This is a genomic window from Amycolatopsis sp. lyj-108 (assembly GCF_046549005.1).
GTDB lineage: Bacteria > Actinomycetota > Actinomycetes > Mycobacteriales > Pseudonocardiaceae > Amycolatopsis.
Map to the genome: position 1 here is coordinate 1 of NZ_JAJPWQ010000019.1, position 17,186 is coordinate 17,186.

Consider the following 17,186-nt stretch of genomic DNA (forward strand, 5'->3'; position numbering starts at 1 on the left):
AACCCAAGAACCCAAGACAGAGAAGCCACAAGAAAAACCCGCACCGCGCCACAACATCCCCGTAGGCGGCAAAGGAGGCTCCGGCCAACCCGTCGACCTACGCAAAATCATGAACAAAAACAAAGACCCGAAGGACCATGTCGTCGGAAACGTGCTCGACGAGGCCCGGGAAACCATCGTGGAGGGTTTGGAGTCGATTCCGCCCGCTATCAAGGGCTTCGTAGACGCGAACCACGACGCCACGACGTGGTCCGAGGCCAATCCGGACAGTGAGGAGTGGCGCGCGGCCAACGAACGCATCAAGAAACGCGGTGAGGCGGTCGCCGCGGTAGTGCGAGATCCCGGCAAAGTGGTGGAAGAAGTCGTCCGTCCTTACAAGGAGGACTGGAACAGCGACAAGCCGGAACGTGTCGTCGGCCGGGCGGCGGTCGACATCGGCACCATATTCCTCCCTGGTGCCGGCGTCGGCAAGAGAGTGCTCAACGCGACCGAGGCGGTGCCCGGAGGGCGGGGACCCGATGTGGGCACTATCGCCAGGCCGCGCCCGGACAGTGAGCCTGGCAAAGGATCGGCGACGGCAAGCCCCGCGCCCGGCGACCCCTCTGCCCGTCCGGACAGTGTCCCCGCGACACCGAACCACCAGAATCCGCCCGATCGAGCTGACAGTGCGCCGTCGGCCAGCACTCAGGGTTCCAAGGCAGACACCGCCGCACCAGGGACAACTTCCCGTTCACCGAACGATGGTGACCGGCGCGGTAGCAGGGTGCTCCCGAACCCAGTGACGCAACTACCCACGTTGCCCCGCGCAAACCGTGGTGACTCCCCTGCCCGCCGCCCAGCCGACACCTCCCGGCGGGACACCGGCACCCCGTCCTCGCGGACGTCCGGCGGCGGCGAATCCAGGCAGCGGCCGGGCGACCGCACGCCGGAAGCCGAAAAGGTCACCCCCTCGGCACGGGACAAAGCAGACGCGGCGGACCGGTGTCCTAGGCCGAACAGCTTCGTACCCGGCACCCCCGTCCTGCTGGCCGATGGCACCTACAAACCGATCGAACAAGTCACCCTCGGCGACCGCGTACTCTCCACCGACCCCGTCACCGGTCTCACCCAGGCCCGACCGGTGATCAACCTCATTCCCGGCCAGGGCCTGAAGGAACTGGTACGGATCACCGTCGACACCGACGGCGACCAGGGCAACGCCACCGGCACTGTCACCGCCACCGACGAACACCCGTTCTGGGTCGCCGACACCGGCCGCTGGACCGACGCCGAAGACCTGGACCGCGGCAACCTGCTCCGCGCCCCCGACGGCCGCTTGCTGGAAGTCGTCGCCGTGCACGAGTGGACACAACAGCAGCAGGTGCACAACCTCACCGTCGAAGGCCTCCACACGTACTACGTCAACGTCGGCGGCCAAGACGTTCTCACCCACAACGCGGATGATGAGAGCTGCGCCAAACTGGACCTGGACCGCGCTTCCAGCTCGGGCCGGGAGCTGGACCCCAAAGATGCCAGAGGCGAGTTCGAGATGGCCGGCAATGCACTTGCGAAGCATGCGGGGCGCAAAACGAACACTGGACAGTGGCCCATCCCTTCCGGCAAGCAGAATCCGGCAGCCTGGAACGCGCTCGGCCGGGACGTCTTGGACGAAATATTGACTCACCCTGACGCGCGCGTTTCCAGTGGTCATGGAAGGATCAACGGGATCTTTGGGGAGACCATCGACGTTCGCCTCCCCGACGGCCAGGGTGTCCGATTCTCGGTGGGCGGCGAGTTCTCTGGTTTTCTGGACTGATCGAAGGGTGACTGAGATGAAAGAAGTCTTCAACGGTAGCGAAATTGAAGTGATCGATTTTGACGATGCCACATCAGGAGAGCATGTGATTGAATTTCGCGATCCTTCCTGGCGTTCGAATGAAGCGGTCATCGCAATTTCGATCCCCGACGGCGGATCCTGGAGCGATGCGGTTGCGAGCGTCAATCCTCGCAGAAATGACGTTCCGGTTTCGTTTGTCATCTGGGCGATCGGAGTCGCCAAGAAGAGAATGCAGTGAACCCTTTTCATCCTGCGGTTCCGAGGGAGTGGCCTCACTCAAGCAGTCGACTCCTTGCGCCGGTCTTCACGAGCCGTCACCAGGGTCTTGATCCACCGATGTACTGCGGGAAGACCGTTCCTGTACCTAGCCGGTTACGTTGAGCAGGTGGCATGATGAGCCGTACGGTCCAGCGGGATCGACTTCGCAGGGGGCAAAGTGAGCAAGTCCAGGGCCGGGGAGGCCTTTGAACTGATCGCGGCGAACATCCAGGGCGTGATCCGCGGCAAGCCGGAGATCGTCCGGCTTGCCGTGGCCGCGCTCTTCGCCGAGGGGCACCTGCTCATCGAGGACGTCCCCGGCCTCGGCAAGACCACCTTGGCCCGCTGTCTCGCTCGCAGTATCGGCGGAAGCTGGAGCCGGATCCAGTTCACCCCGGACCTGCTTCCAGGCGACATCACCGGCGTCACCGTCTATCACCAGAAGGAAGAGCAGTTCGCGTTCCATCCCGGCGGAGTCTTCTCCAATATCGTGGTCGCCGACGAAATCAACCGTGGTACCCCGAAAACGCAGTCCGCGCTGCTCGAGGTGATGGCCGAGCGACGGGTCACGGTCGACGCCGTCGGGCATGAGGTACCGCGGCCGTTCCTCGTCATCGCCACCCAGAACCCGATCGAGATGGAGGGCACCTACCGCCTGCCCGAGGCCCAGCTCGACCGGTTCCTGATGCGGATTTCGGTCGGCTACCCGGATCTGCAGTCCGAGGTCATGGTGATCATGGGCGACTGCGCCGGTGTCTCGGCCGACGACTTGCCGCCCGTGGTCGACATCCCGATGTTGCTGGCCGCCATCGCCGAGGTCCGCGCCGGTCATCTCGATCAGGCTGTCTGCGAGTACGCCGCCCGCATCGCCGCGGCCACCCGAGTTCATCCCGCCGTACGGTTCGGCGCGAGCCCGCGCGGCAGCATCGCGCTCGTCCGGGCCGCGCAGGCGATCGCCTCGACCGGAAGCCGCCAGTTCGTCACCCCCGACGACATCAAGGAAGTCGCCGTCCCGGTTCTCGCGCACCGGCTCGGGCTCACCGCGGAGGCCGAGCTCAACCAGCGCGGTCCCGCGGACATCGTGGCCGAAGTGCTCGCGTCCGTCCCGGCGCCGGCGATGAACCACGCGGGCCGCTGACCATGCGGCTGACCGCCCGCGGCGTGATCCTGCTCGTGGTGTCGGTACTGCTGCTCACGATCGCCGAGTGGGCGGGCTACCCGTTGTTCCGCGTGCTGGGCGCGGTCGGGCTCGCCGCGGTGGCCGCCGCGGTCGTCGTCACCGCACGCGGTCTGCGCGTCGATGTCACCCGCGAGATCTATCCGGAACGTGTCGAACGCGGACGCCCGGCGCTGGCGAAGCTGACGATCCGCAATCTCGCCGGGCGTCGTCAGCGCGGGTTCGACGCCAGGGACAAGGCGGGCCTCGCCGTCCAGACCGTCCGGGTCAGGTCGCTCGCCCAGGACACCGAAGCCACCTACCGCTACGAACTGCCGACCGGGCACCGAGGCAGGCTCCCGGTCGGGCCGCTGACGCTGCACCGCGTCGACCCGTTCGGTCTGGCCAGGAACCGGCTTTCAGCCGGGGAGACCGCAGAGCTCTGGGTGCATCCGCGTCGGCATCCCGCGCGTGCGCTGACCGGCGGGTACCCGCGCCATCACCACGACGGCAGCACGACCGACTCGCTGCGAGGCTCGCTCGACATACGCGACGTCCGTGAATATCAGCCGGGCGACGAAGTCCGGCACCTGCACTGGAAAGCCACCGCGCGGACCGGCCGGATGATGGTCCGTGACTACACCGATCCGCAGCAGCCGCGGTTCACGCTCCTGCTCGACACCCGCCGCTCGTCCTTCACGCCCGAGGTTTTCGAAGAAGCCGTCGACGTCGCCGCGTCACTGCTGCACGCGTCCGCGATGGCCGGGCACCACACCCGGCTCGTCGCTTCCGGCGGTCTCGACCTCGCCACCGCCGGCGGCCCGCTCGGTTCGCGGCTTCTGCTCGACGAGCTGTGCCAGATCGCCCAGGACACCGGGGAGACGCTCGTGACGCGCGAACTGGCGGCCGCTCGCGACCAAGGCGGCTGTCTGATGGCCGTCACCACCGGCAGGCTGGACGGACTGACCGCCCTGCGGCCTCGCTATTCCTCGCTGTTCCTCGTCGATCTCGCCGCGACCGGACCGATCGCCATTCCGGGTGTCCGCGTGATCAACGCCGCCGACGCCGCGCACGCGGTCCGCAAATGGAACGAGGTGGCGGGATGAACCGGCTCACCGCCGCGCTGATCCTGCTGGCCGCCATGGTCGCAGGACTGTTCTTCGCCCCGGTGTTCGGCGTGACGGCGTTGCTCATCCCCATCGGCGTTCCGTTGATACTGGCGTTCGGCGTCACCGAGCTGTGCTCGCGCTGGGAATCCTTGGTGCCGTGGCGGGCATTGCTGCTGCTGATCGTCGGGCTGGCCGGTGTTGCGGAGACCGTGCTCTACTCGACGACAGCCTCCGGTTTTCCCACCGGGGCGACGTTTTCCGCGCTCGCTGACGGCGTCACCGAATCCTGGCGGCTCGCGCTGCAGTCGACCTGGCCGGCACGACCGGAGCCGTCCGGGCTGCTGTTCGTCCCGCTGCTGGTGTTGCTGGCCGGGGTGCTCGGTGTGGAGCTGTTGAAGCTGAGGCGGCCGATCCTGGCGCTCCTTCCGAGCTTCGCAGTCGTGGTCGTGAGCCAACTTTTCCAGGCGATGTCCGGATTCCCGGCCCTGTTCTGTGGGCTCGGATACGCGGCCGTCGCGGGCGGGGTGTTCGTCCTGATGCCGCAGGCGGACGCCGAAGGTCACCGAGGCAAGGTGCCCGCTCTGGCGCTGGCCGCGCCCGCGTTCGTGCTCGGCGTCGCCGGCGCGCTCGTCGCGAACCTGCTCGTACCCGCGCCCGGTCCGGCGTACTCGCTCAAGCAGGATCAGCTCGCCGAACTCGACGCGCGAGTCGCGAGTCCGCTCGACGACCTGGCCTACCGGCTGGAACATCCGGGCACACCGGTGTTCTCCTTCCGAGGCGACGCCGACACCGACCGCTGGCCGCTCGTCGTGCTCGACGACTTCGACGGCGTCAACTGGACCCCCGGCAGCCGCTACCGGCGGCTCGGCACCGAACTCGCGCCCGGTCCGGCAGTGGCCGTGCCCACGCACCGGCGATCGGCGACGATCACCACGAGCGGCCTGACCGGACCGTGGCTGCCCAGCCAGACCTGGCCGGCCGCGGTCGGCGGGATCGCGCCGCTGGTCGAGGAATCGCAGGGCACCCTCTGGCTGCCGCGCCCCGGCGACGGCCGACAGCAGTACACCCTGAGCTGGTGGTCGCCGGAGATCCACCCCGCGGACCTGCTCGACGCGGCACTCGACTCGTCCGCGCCCGGCGGTCTCGCGGGAATCGGAGACGTGCCACCGGAGGTCGGCCAGCTGGCACGTGAAGCCGTCGGCGGGCTGCGCCCCAGCTTCCGGACCGCGCTCGCGCTGGAGCGGTTCTTGCGCGAGCGCTACCGGCTGGCCACCGGAGCCGACCTGCCGGCCGGGCACAGCTGGCCACAGCTGCGGAAGTTCCTCTTCGAGTCCAAACTAGGCACAAGTGAGCAGTTCGCGAGCGCGTATGTCGCCCTCGCGCGGACGCTCGCCATCCCGGCCCGGCTGGTCGTCGGCTTCCGGACGCCGGACAAAGCCGATGCCGGCGGCGGCTACACCGTCCGCAACGGCGATGCCGTGGCCTGGCCCGAGGTCGCGGTCTCCGGCGTCGGCTGGGTGGCGCTGGATCCGACAGGCGCGGCGCGCACCGGAACCGGCAGTGCGAACAGCCTCGCGGCGGTGACAGCGGAGGCTCGCACGCAGCTCCCACCGGCCGAGCAGCTCCAGGACCGGCCGTTGCCCGGCAGCGATACCGGGCCCGGAGAAGGCGGCACCGGAGACGGCGGCTGGACGTTCCCGTTCGGCCCGGTCTTGATCGCGCTCGCGGCGCTGCTGGTGGCATGGTTCGCCGGGGTCCCGCTGGCCAAGGGCGCACGAGCGTGGCGACGGAGACGTCAGCCTGGCATCGGCGCGGTGCTCGGTGCCTGCCGGGAGGTCAAAGACCGGCTGCGCGAGCACCGCGTCCCGTGTACCGCCGGCATGACGGTCCGCGACCTGGCGGCGGCCGCGCACGGCACCGGCGATCAGTCCACAGTAGACGGACTGCTCCTTTTGGCGTCCACGGTGGACGTCGCACTGTGGTCGGGCGTGGGCACCGGTCCGCACTCCGGCCCGCAGGCGTGGGCAGCGGTGCGGGAAGTCCGGCGCGGCCTTGCCCGGCGCGGCCTGCGCGCGCGGCTGCATGCCGCCGTGAACCCCCGCACGTTGGTTCCCACCCGCTCATGAATGCGGGGCGGTAACGCGTCACATCGGCTGCACGTCAGGGACCATGTTGATCTTGAGCCGCCAAGGGGGCTCGTACCCCTGACCTTCTGTTTACAAGTCCCCTCCGCCGCCGTGTCAGCGAGTGTCGCGTGGTGTCAATTTTTGACCGTTCGTGCAGGCCAACGCACACCTCCTGACCTGTCGGAGTGCCAGGGTGTGTCAGGCCGTACCAAGCTCTCAGACCGGCGAGCGTGACCGGCAGTGACAGAACGCGACGACGATTGCCGGGAAAGATAGTTGTCACTCAGGATCCACGCGCCGAGTCCTGACACAAGCGTTCCTTCACCCACGTCGGAAGCACGCGTTGTTTCGGCGGTCGAGCGGCCCGCGGACCGGTCGCCGGCTCCGGGGGTGGCTACGGTGGCGGGCAGGGCCTGCTCGATCGAGCGGCGGGCCTCGCTACCGCCCGCATCACCGATTCCGCAGCGGCCGATCGGGCGATAGTTCCCGAATTGACGTGAGGACGTCCGCGGGGCGTGGTGGCCGGCCTTTGACTCACCGGCCGATCGGGCAGACTGGTCGGTTTCCGACATCTCTGACGGTCGCCGCACCAGCGACGTTCAAGAATACGCAGGAGACATGCCCGACCTATACGCAATCCTGTGACCGGGAAGGCCAGAATTGCGAAAAACCGCTGCTTGTGTTCGATAAACCTGAACTGTAACGTGAATGATAGCTTCGGCGATGAAAATGTTGACTGTGCAAGTTCTGGGTTCGGCGGACTGGGGGTTCGGCGTGGGTTCCGTGGACGGTGCGGATACTTCGGACAGACTGGTGGGACGGCGCAGTTTCGTACTGTCGGCGGCTTTGACGGGAACGGTGACAGCTGTTTCACCGATGCTAGTGACGTCAACGGCACGCGCGGCGGAAAATTCTCCATTAGAGAAATCTTCATATCGTGACGTCGTGCTTTCGATGGCACGATTGGTGGCCACGACGCCTGTCGCCTTTCCCGCGTTCGGAGAGCAGGGCCCCGCCTGGCGGCGGGCGGATGCCAAGCGCTTGGACAGTGTGTTGATGACCGCTTCCCGTGAGCGTGTCCGGTCTGCGACTGACGGGGCTGCCCGCCTGGTCGAAGTGGGTTTCGGCGGTCCGCCCGAGGCGCAGGTGGACGCCATTGGCGCGGTCATGGCGGGAGATGACGGCTTGGCGCGAGCGGAACTTCGCGCTTTGACGGCCTTGGCCATTTCGACTGTATCGTCTCATTACGCTCCCGATGACGATGCCGCGGCGGCATTGTGGCTTGATTTCACACGCAACTATCATCTGCGGAGGCGCGGCACTCGATGACATTCACGCTGCCGCGTGATGAAGTCTTCGCCGCAGATATTCGGTCGAGCCTGGCCGAGTTCCCGAGCAAATTAACTCCGATGTTGCGGCCGTCGGTCTCCATTCTCGCGGCTGATCCGGGTAAATGTCTGCGTTCGCATCTGGTGGAGGTGAGCTCACGGTTCGGAGAAAGAGACTGGCGCAGGACGGTCCGTCTCGGCACGCTGGTCGAGGTTCTTCATGCAGCGACCCTGCTGCATGACGACGTTATCGACCGAGCGGCGATTCGGCGCGGCAGACCCTCCGCGCACACCGTCGTCGGACACGAATTCGCCGTGCTCGCCGGTGCCGCGCTCCTCGCGGCCGCCGGGCAGGAAGCCGCGGAGCTCGGGACAGGTGTCAGTCGCCTGTTCGCCACGACCGTGGCCGACCTGGCCCACGGCGAACTCCTCGACGTCGAGCGTGCCTTCGACGTCGGTTTCGAATCCGACAGCTACATCGAGGTCGCGCGTCACAAGACTTCTGCTTTGTTTCGCTTGTCATGCGTGCTCGGAGCCGGTGCCGCAGGTGTCGACGAGGACACCGTCCTGGCGGTGGCGGGGTACGGCGCGGGGCTTGGCGTGGCATTCCAGATAGCCGACGATTGCCTGGATTTCCGCACGGAGGCGGGGAACAAGCCCCTTGGCACCGATCATCTTCTGGGTTTGTTCGGTTTGCCGACACTGTGTGCCCTGCGTAGCGGAGCCGATGACTTACGGGAACTGCTGATGAAGCCCGACCTGGGGCTGGCCGATCTGCCGGCGATCCGCGCCATCGTCCTCGCCTCGGGTGGGCTGGACCAGGCGATGGAGATCGCGCGGACTGTTTATCGGGATGCCGTCACATCACTCGGCGATCTGACCGGAACTGCCGCCGGCGCGGCGCTGGTGGCGACAGGGGAGGCCTTGTGGCGTCAGTGGACGTGACCGTTGTCGTCCTCGGCGCTGGCCCGGCGGGGTCAGTGGCGGCGGCGGAGCTCGCACGTGCGGGTCTCGACGTCGCCCTGGTCGGCCCGCCGCCGGATGCGACCGCTACGGACACCTTGGTGTCGAAGGAGACCGCGGTTTACGCGGGCGTCGACCATCGCTCCGTGGACCTGCTCGAACTGGCATTCGATCAAGGTCGCCGCACGGAGCTGACCGACACCGGGTTGGCATCGTGCTTCCACGACCACCTGGTGAACACCCTCATGCAAAAGGCCGAGGACTTCGGTATCGCGCGGTACACCGAATTGGGTGCCGCCGAGCGGATCGATGACGGCTGGCAAGTCCGGGTTGGGGATCGGACGGTCCGTGCACGGCATCTCATCCGTGCCACTGGGACCTCCGGTGACGGGTCATTGTCCGCCTACGCCCAACGCTGTTCGGGTTGGTCCTCTGGTGACCAGGTGTTCCTGCATTTGCCCGCCCCTGCGTCCACGGGGCGTACCGGACAACCCACACCGGTGCGCCTGACGCCGTCCGGTATCGATGGGCAGGCCACGATCAGCGTGTTCGGCGGCTCGATCGAGACGGCCTTCGGACTTCTCGTTCAGAGCCGTCCCGAGCTCGCCGGGTTGCGCCCGGCGGGCCCCGTCCATTCGGGAACGGTGCATACCGGATTTACGCCGTCGGCGGGAGTCCAGGACGGCGCACTCGTTGTCGGTGACGCGCTCGGGGTGGTGAATCCGTTCACCGGTACCGGCGCGGGGACAGCGATCACGACCGGCAAACTGGCCGCCGCCGCGATCGTCGAGCAGGCGACCGATCCGGCACTCTCGGCACGGACCTATCTCCAACTGCTCAACAGGGACGTGCTCGGTCACGCCGGGCCACCTACGCAGGCCGCCCGGCGCTATCGGCTCGCGTGGCGAATTCTGGCGGATACCTCGGGCATGGACCACCCGTTCTTCGCCAAGGGCCGCAAGGCGATCCTGCTGCCGGACGGCATCCGGCGACTCGGTGAACGGAGGCGGGCCGATGCGGGGGTCGCGGTCGCGCCCTTCCTTCTCTCGACTTCCGAGATCGCGGTCGCCGCGGTACGCAGGGAGTGGCCGTTTGTGGCGTCGCTGATCCGGCTGGAGACGGACGCGGACCAGCATGACGTCCGACCCGCGCTGCTCTTCGCCGGTGCGGCGTTGGCGAGTGGCAAACCACCGAAGAGCGAGTGGGCGGGAATCGCCGCCGCGATCGAACTGGCGATGCTCGGCATGCTTGCCCTCACTGCTTCGGAGCCCTCGGGGACTTTGGCCGGGAGGGGAGTCGATTGGCCGTCCGCGACCGCCATCCTGGCCGGAGACTTCCTGCTGGCCCAGGCTGCCCGGCTCGTCGCACGGCACGAACCGGAACTTTCGGGGCCCTTCGCCGACTGGATGGCGGATCTGGTGGCCATCCGGGCCCGAAGGATCAGCGAGCCACCTGATCCGGCCGCGAGCGTCGACTTCTTCGGGTGCCTCTTCGAGTTCCCGGCTCGCATTGCCGCGCAACTCGCCGACTGCCCGGAGGATGTCGTGACACGGCTTCGCGAGTTCGGCAATGCGTCCGGCCGCGTCTTCATCCACGTCGAAGACTTGCTGGCGCTCCGCAGGAGACGGACACGTCTTGACGCCACTCTGGACAGTTTACTGGCGACCAGACTGTCCTCTCTGCCTTCCCTGATTCCCGAATCCGATGACCGAGCGGTGTCGATCGAGGCCACCACCGCCGCAAGCGTCCGCGCCTACGAGGACGCACGACTACGTGTGGGCGAAGGATTGTCCAAGCGCGTGCTCGACGCCTTCCTCGACGTCCTTGCGGCACCAAGCTTCGCTCCCGCAACCCATCCGAGCCAGGAGACCAAATGATCAGAGGAGCCCGATCAGGAATCGTCGCCTTCGCGGTGGCTACTTGTCTGCTCGCCGCGAATTTCGTCGCGAGCGCCCGCATGACGGATGGACCGCTACCGCTGCCCGTCTTCGACCCGGATGGCGTCTTCTCGACCTTGGCCCATCCGGCCGCGACCGCGGCCGACCGTGGTGCCGGCATTCGCACCAGCGCTGCCGACATCAGCCGGGACGGCCGGCCGGACCTGCTGACCGTGCACGGCACGAGCACGGATCTCACCGCACACTTGGGCGCCGGCACCGGCGCTTTCACGACGAGCGTCAAGGTCGGCACCCGGCCCACGACGCGAACGTGGATCGGGCAAGGTGACGTGGACGGGGACGGTGATCCCGACATCGCGTCGATCGACAGCGGCGGTTCACTGAGCTTCGCCTTGCACACCGGCACTTTTGCGGGGCAAAGTACCTATAGCCCCGAGACGGTCTTCACGACCGGCTGGGCAGCCGCTCAGATCCCGACCTTCGTCGACTTCTTCGGCAGGGACGACAGCCAGCGCTGGGTACTGGACGGGCTGGCTGACTTGATCTTCCGCTTCAGCGGAGACAACTCGATGTACCTGTACCGCAACCAAGGACCGGTCAACGGGCGGCCGACCTTCTCGAACCTCGGCACCCTGTTCGGCAACACCCAGGCGGTGACCGGTCTCGCGCTCGCAGACCTGACAGGTGACGACTTCCCCGACTTCTACATGACGTTCACCGACGGCAGCGCACGGATCTTCGACATGTTCGCGGAAATGGACTCGAACGGGGCCTACTACGGGAAATGGTATGTCCTGCAGACAAGCGGAGCAGACGCCACTGAGCGAAGGCTTCTTCTCGACGCGACCGGCGACGGCTGGGCCGATCTGGTGATCCGGCTCGCGAACGGGAACCTTGTTGTCCGGCCTCATCCGCGCGACTGGGATCCCGCACATCCGTCCCGGCTTTTCGACAGTTCGAAGCAGATCACACTCGGCACTGGATGGGGTCAATACCGGCTCATGGCCTGAGAAATGGGGCACGATGATCATCGAACGTGATGTGCAGCGTCGGCTTGCATTGGGTAGACGCAAGATACGGGAAGCATTCTGGAGTCAGTACAACGTCGTCAGCATAGGTGTCGGTGCGCGTCAACGCCGGGAAGAATGGACCGACGAGCCCGCGATCACTGTCGGCGTGGTGAAGAAACGCAAGCCGGGATACCTTCGCTCGGACCAGATCCTGCCCGCTCAGGTGGACATCGACGGGGTCACACACCGGGTCGACGTCGTCGAGACCGGGGAAATCACGTTTGCGGGAAAACAAGAGTATGTGCCGCCGGGGTGGACGCTCAGTTCCCGCTACCGGCCACTGCAGCCGGGTATCAAGATCGCCAACCGTACCAACCGGGCCGCGAACGGCAACTTCTACAGTGGGACACTCGGCGGCTTCGTGACGGATAAAGAAGGCAAGAAGTACATTCTCTCCAATCATCACGTACTGATGAACATGGGAACGGACATTCCCGTCCTGAACCAGGACGTGATCCAGCCGGACACCGATGCGGACACGGCGGTCATCGGGAGGAACTACAGCTATATCGAGTTGCGACGCGGTGTAGGAGCGTCGAACATCGTCGACGCCGCACTGTGCTCGATAGATGACCAGAGCGCCATAGACGAGTCCTTCCCCGGCAATCGGATGATTCCGATCAATTCGTCACACCGGGCGATCGGCCTGTTCTTCGCCGGTAACTCGAGTCATCAGCGGGGCTGGATCTGCCGGATCAACCCGATCTTGAGCCGGTTCGGTGTAAGCCTCGGGCCTGAGGCCACCCACGAGGTCGACGGTTACAACATGTTCGACCCGATCGAAAAGGTGGGCGCACGCACCGGCTACAGCTCGACGCAGATCGTCGACGTCGACGCTGAGGTCAAGGTGACGATGAGCAACGGAAAGGTCTACAACTTCGAGAACATCATCGGAACCGAGCGGATGGGCTGGGGTGGGGACTCCGGGTCGATCGTGTGTCTGGGTGGCGACGGCAACACCTTGGTGCCGCTCGAGCACGTCGAGGAGGAAGGCTGCGCCATGTTCACCGCGGTCGGCCGGATGTACGACCTCCCCGTGCAAGGTGACACGGCGCTCGGCGACCGGATCCGGGACGAATTCCTGTCGCAGACCCGCTTGGGTGGTCTGCTGACACATTTGTTCTACATCAATGCCGAAACCGTGATGAGCCGTGCTCGGCAATCCACTACGTCGGCCTATGAGAAGGCCTCGGCACGTAGCCTCTACGACAAGTACCGCAACTTCGTGGAGTCCGCGCTCAACAACCCTCGGGATCCGGCTTTCGTGATGACCCAGGAGAATCTGTCCGACATCGCACAGGCCATCAACGGCGCCGCCCTCCATATGACCACCGACGAGTCGAACGCGCTCGGCGACATCTACCGCGCGGCTCTCGAGCCGACCCTCGGCATGCGCTACGACCAGTTGCTCACGCATATGAACAACGACGCTGTCTATCAGCAGGTCCTCGACCGTCTCATCCGAGTACCGACCATTGCGACGCAGGGCGTGATCAGGGGAAACTAGCCGGCATGGCGCAGCAGAGGTCGCCGACCGACGAGGACCGGGCGCAGCTTGCTCGTGAGCTGCGACCCGATCCCGCTGTGCACGGATTCGGCTTCGCCCATCGTGATGGTGAATGGGTCGTCTGGGTGGCGCTGGCGCCGGAAGATCGTTCGGAACGGCCAGCAACGATCGGAGATTACCGAGTGGTGTACGAGCACAGTGGTCCGTTTCATGCCGAGTAGAGATCACCTCGCCCTGGTCGTAGCGATAGTCGTCATGGTGTCCGCGGCCTGCACACCGTCGGAGGACGGGCGTGACCCGGCGAGCCGGTCCGGCCCGCCGGCCCTTCTCACTGGTGCCGTCGGGTTCTACGTCGATCCGGCCGGTCCTGCGGCCCGTTGGGTGGCGGCCAACCCTTCCAATCAGGCAGTTGATCGGATCCGCCGCCAGATCGCCGAACGTCCGGCCGCTCGGCGTATTTCAGCTGGGAGCGCCGCTGTGCGCGCCGAGGTCCGCGAGTATGTCGCCGACGCCGCGAGGCTGAACCGGCAACCCGTTCTCGTCCTGGACCCTCTCGCCGCCCTCGACTGTTCGGAAGCGGGCTACGCTGAGTGGTTCACCGAAGTGGCAGAAGGCATCGCGGCCCACCGAGCTCTCCTGGTCCTGAAAGACAAGGAATGTGAGACAGCATCACCCCGAACGACCATGATGACCGCTGGAGTCCGCAACCTACGCGCGTCCGCTCCGCAGGCGATGGTCCTCCTGGATGCCACACAGCTAGCGCGAAAACAAGACCCTCCCGGAGTGGCCAGGGCACTGGCGGCCTGGTCGGTCAAGGACACCACAGGCGTAGCGATCAACGTCGGCGAACACACATCTCAGACGGTGACCGACCGCTACGGGATCGAACTTCACCGAACGTTGGCCGCCGCCACCGGGCGTCGGGACCTGTACGTGGTCGCCGACAGCAGCCGAGGGGGGGTAGCGAGCGCTGACGGCTGTAATCCGCCGGACGCTCGAATCGGCAGCTACGAGGTACTTAGCGACAATCCCGAAACGACACAGCATCTCTGGTTGACGACACCAGGAATCTCCGATGGCCCCTGCGGGACTGCCCCGGCCAGCCAACCGGGGCAGTTCGTGCCCGAGCTCGCTACCGGACTACTCGCCGGCACTCCCTAGCGATGCCCACAGTGACGTAGAGGTAAAGCCCCATCACCGACGGCCTCCTCCAGATCAGCGGAGCGTCGCCCTGGACGACCTGGAAATCGCAACCGTCGAATACACCGCGCCAGATCTCGGCTCACGCTTACAAGCCCACCGAATATTTCCGACATCGGATTCCGGCCCCGGCTCCGCTTTCACCACACTCTCGCCGTCCATGTGACCTAGGGCACAGCCAGCTGTCGACTCAATGGCAAATAGTGAGCTTTGTTGACGATCACGCCGCCCAACGCGAAGCGGGTCGTCGGTTCGCGTTGGGCCCCACTCTTCGCGGGCATGTGGTCGCTGACGTTCCCTCCCCCTAAGGCCGGTGAAATCGTGAGACCGCCAGTAGCTGCATGTGGCGCCGGTACGAGTTCTGGCTCAGGCAGGTCAACAGCCGCATGCGCTCTACCGCCGACCACAGCGAAGCCCGGGAAGTGGGCCTGCTCCGGCACGGCGTCGATCTACACAGGGGCGACCCTTCTTACCAGCGGGTTTGCGCGGATGACTCACTTGCCCGGCGCCGGAACAGTACGACAGGGCGTGCCAGCCAGGGTCTGCGAAGACCCCTCGGGCCGCACCCTCCTGCCCACGATGGCCAGCCCTCTAAGCAAGTTGACGCCTCAGATGAGCCGGAACATCTTGTAGGCCATATCCGCCGCAGTTTGGATCACCGCGCCCGCAGTGAGGACCGCAACGCAGTCCGGAAGCAGGAGTCATCCAGGTCGAGCACCATGGTCCAGGCCCTCCAACCAAACGACCGTGAGTCACGGCAAGTTCCGTTCGGAAGTCGCCGCCCGGTTCCACGATGCGAGGACCTGACAAGCCCCGGAAATCAGCACGGCTGTGAAAACGGAGACGAAACGGAGCCCAATGGGGCCAAGGAAAACGCGAACAAGCCTCGCGAAACACGCCATATCAGCAGGTCAAAGGCTATGTTGATCTTGAGCCGCCAAGGGGGCTCGAACCCCTGACCTTCTGTTTACAAGACAGATGCTCTACCAGCTGAGCTATAGCGGCCTTGCCCAGGGCAGCCCGGGCGAGGCCAGTATATCGGCGCCCGTTCAGCTCTTCGCAGGGCGCACCCGGGGTTCGCCGGCGACGGTCCCGAAGGCGTGCGCGAACGTCACGGCGGTCGCCGGGTCGCGGCGGTCGGTGACGTAGTACCAGTTCATCCGGACGGCGTCCGGTGTCACTTCGAGGACGCCGGGGCCGTGCGAGTCGAGTTCCACGAAGCGCACGTGCGGGTTCAGCGCGCGGATCGCGGCCTCGACCTTCAGCGAGCCGGTCCGTGGCGGGACACCGAGTTGCTCGTCGATGTTGTCCGAGGTGACCGACGGGCAGACGAACTCGACCGCGACGCTCGCCCCGTCCCGCGGCACGTCGTTCGCCCACGACGAGTGGACGTCGCCGGTCAGGAACACCGTGTTGCCCCGGCCCTGCGCGGCGATCGTGTCGAGGACCCGGCGGCGGTCTTCGGTGTAGCCGTCCCACTGGTCGGTGTTGACCGTGGTCGGCTGGCCGTCGAGCAGGTCGCCGAGCGCGAGCCGTTCGCGGGTCGGCAGTGCGGGGACCTTGATCGGCGTGACCATCACCGAGTTCCCGATCAGGTTCCAGGACGCGGTCCCGCGCGCGAGGCCGTCCAGGAACCACTGCCGCTGTTCGGCGCCGAGGATGGTGCCCTCCACCGAAGCCGGGCCGGGCTGCCGGGTCCGGTACGTCCGCAGGTCCAGCATGGTGAGGTCGGCCAGCCTCCCGAACTTCAGCCGCCGGTACAGCCGATCGCCGCGATGCCGCACCGGCATCCATTCGAAGTACGCCCGGTGCGCGGCCCGCATCCGGTCGCGCCAGTCACCCTCGGTCGCCGGATCGTGTGACGGCGACCCGCCGGACCAGGCGTTGTCGGCAGCCTCGTGGTCGTCCCAGGTCGCGACCATCGGGTGGCGGGCGTGGAGCCGCCGGAGGTGCTCGTCGGTCTTGTACATCGCGTGGCGTTGCCGGTAGTCCGCCAGGGTGATCAACTCGTTGGGCGGTACCGAGGGCCGAAGATCACCCGCAGGGTTGGGATTCCCTTCGTAGAGGTAGTCACCCAGGTGAATGAAGGCGTCCAGGTCGTCGCGGTCGGCCAAATAGCCGTAGGGGGCGAAGTGACCGACAGCCCAGTTCGCACACGAGACCACGCCGAACCGCAGGCTCGCGACGTCTTCGTCGTGCGAAGGCGCGGTACGCGTCCGCCCGGTCTGCGAGACCTTCCCTTGAGCCGTGAAGCGATACCAGTACGCCGTCGACGCGCACAGCCCCTCCGCCGTCACCTTCACCGTGTGATCACGTTCCGGCCCGGTCCGGAGGTGACCGCGAGCGACGACGTCGGCGAATCCGGCGTCCTTCGCCACCTCCCACCGGACGTCCACCGGCACCCCTTTTCCGGATCCCGGAACCGCCTCGGCCGAGGGCGTGACCCTGGTCCAGAGGAGCACCGAATCGGGCATCGGGTCGCCGGAGGCCACGCCGTGCGCGAAAACCGGGGCCTCCGCCCCGCTAGATGCCCCCGAAAGGGTGAAAGTCGCCGCTGTCCCGGCCACGGTGAAACCGGCCGCGCGAAGGACGGATCGCCTGCTCACGGAGGACGCCATGGCATGCAGTGTGCCGCAAACCGACCGAGTGACGATGATCTTCCTCAGACGTGGTGGACGCCACTTCGGGTTTCCTGCAACGGTCGGGCCACCGTCCCCGATGCTCCTCGGGAATGTACCGGCAATGAAGGTAAGGA

The 17,186-nt window shown here is 66.3% G+C and carries 13 protein-coding genes and 1 tRNA gene; 12 read left to right on the forward strand and 2 right to left on the reverse strand.

The genetic code is table 11. The features are described 5' to 3' along the window. From ACLJO0_RS42575 to ACLJO0_RS42630, 12 genes are all read left to right on the forward strand, one after another. The coding region (locus ACLJO0_RS42575) for a polymorphic toxin-type HINT domain-containing protein (protein ID WP_410585585.1) at positions 1 to 1,795 on the forward strand (1,795 nt) is incomplete at its 5' end. Between the two features lie 16 nt (positions 1,796 to 1,811). Continuing rightward, a complete protein-coding gene (locus ACLJO0_RS42580; protein WP_410585586.1) occupies positions 1,812 to 2,054 on the forward strand; it encodes a hypothetical protein in 243 nt (80 codons plus the stop codon). Between the two features lie 198 nt (positions 2,055 to 2,252). Further along, on the forward strand, positions 2,253 to 3,212 hold the full coding sequence (locus tag ACLJO0_RS42585; protein WP_410585587.1) for an AAA family ATPase: 960 nt from the start codon (positions 2,253 to 2,255) through the stop codon (positions 3,210 to 3,212). A gap of 2 nt (positions 3,213 to 3,214) precedes the next feature. Next, entirely contained in the window at positions 3,215 to 4,336 is a 1,122-nt protein-coding gene (locus ACLJO0_RS42590; protein ID WP_410585588.1) for a DUF58 domain-containing protein, read from the forward strand. Beyond that, on the forward strand, positions 4,333 to 6,465 hold the full coding sequence (locus ACLJO0_RS42595) for a transglutaminaseTgpA domain-containing protein (protein ID WP_410585589.1): 2,133 nt from the start codon (positions 4,333 to 4,335) through the stop codon (positions 6,463 to 6,465). The genes ACLJO0_RS42590 and ACLJO0_RS42595 overlap by 4 nt, the downstream gene beginning before the upstream one ends. Before the next feature lie 945 nt (positions 6,466 to 7,410). Then, on the forward strand, positions 7,411 to 7,794 hold the full coding sequence (locus tag ACLJO0_RS42600) for a hypothetical protein (RefSeq protein WP_410585590.1): 384 nt from the start codon (positions 7,411 to 7,413) through the stop codon (positions 7,792 to 7,794). Next, positions 7,791 to 8,738, forward strand: a complete 948-nt coding sequence (locus tag ACLJO0_RS42605; protein ID WP_410585591.1) for a polyprenyl synthetase family protein — start codon at positions 7,791 to 7,793, stop codon at positions 8,736 to 8,738. Before ACLJO0_RS42600 ends, ACLJO0_RS42605 begins: the two co-directional genes overlap by 4 nt. Further along, positions 8,720 to 10,633 (forward strand): FAD-dependent oxidoreductase, encoded by a 1,914-nt coding sequence (locus tag ACLJO0_RS42610; RefSeq protein WP_410585592.1) that lies wholly within the window; start codon positions 8,720 to 8,722, stop codon positions 10,631 to 10,633. The genes ACLJO0_RS42605 and ACLJO0_RS42610 overlap by 19 nt, the downstream gene beginning before the upstream one ends. Then, positions 10,630 to 11,664: an FG-GAP-like repeat-containing protein gene (locus ACLJO0_RS42615; RefSeq protein WP_410585593.1), complete on the forward strand. Its 1,035-nt coding sequence runs from the start codon at positions 10,630 to 10,632 to the stop codon at positions 11,662 to 11,664. The genes ACLJO0_RS42610 and ACLJO0_RS42615 overlap by 4 nt, the downstream gene beginning before the upstream one ends. 13 nt (positions 11,665 to 11,677) lie before the next feature. Continuing rightward, positions 11,678 to 13,231, forward strand: coding sequence for a hypothetical protein (locus ACLJO0_RS42620; protein WP_410585594.1), 1,554 nt, complete (start codon positions 11,678 to 11,680; stop codon positions 13,229 to 13,231). Between the two features lie 5 nt (positions 13,232 to 13,236). Next, positions 13,237 to 13,452 carry a hypothetical protein gene (locus tag ACLJO0_RS42625; protein ID WP_410585595.1) on the forward strand — a complete coding sequence of 72 codons (216 nt, stop codon included), beginning with the start codon at positions 13,237 to 13,239 and terminating at the stop codon, positions 13,450 to 13,452. 256 nt (positions 13,453 to 13,708) lie between these two features. Continuing rightward, entirely contained in the window at positions 13,709 to 14,392 is a 684-nt protein-coding gene (locus ACLJO0_RS42630; protein WP_410585596.1) for a glycoside hydrolase family 6 protein, read from the forward strand. A gap of 971 nt (positions 14,393 to 15,363) precedes the next feature. Here ACLJO0_RS42630 and ACLJO0_RS42635 read toward each other — a convergent pair. Beyond that, positions 15,364 to 15,436 (reverse strand) — tRNA-Thr (locus ACLJO0_RS42635). Positions 15,437 to 15,480: 44 nt separating this feature from the next. Further along, positions 15,481 to 17,049, reverse strand: a complete 1,569-nt coding sequence (locus tag ACLJO0_RS42640) for an alkaline phosphatase D family protein (RefSeq protein WP_410585597.1) — start codon at positions 17,047 to 17,049, stop codon at positions 15,481 to 15,483. Positions 17,050 to 17,186 lie beyond the last annotated feature (137 nt).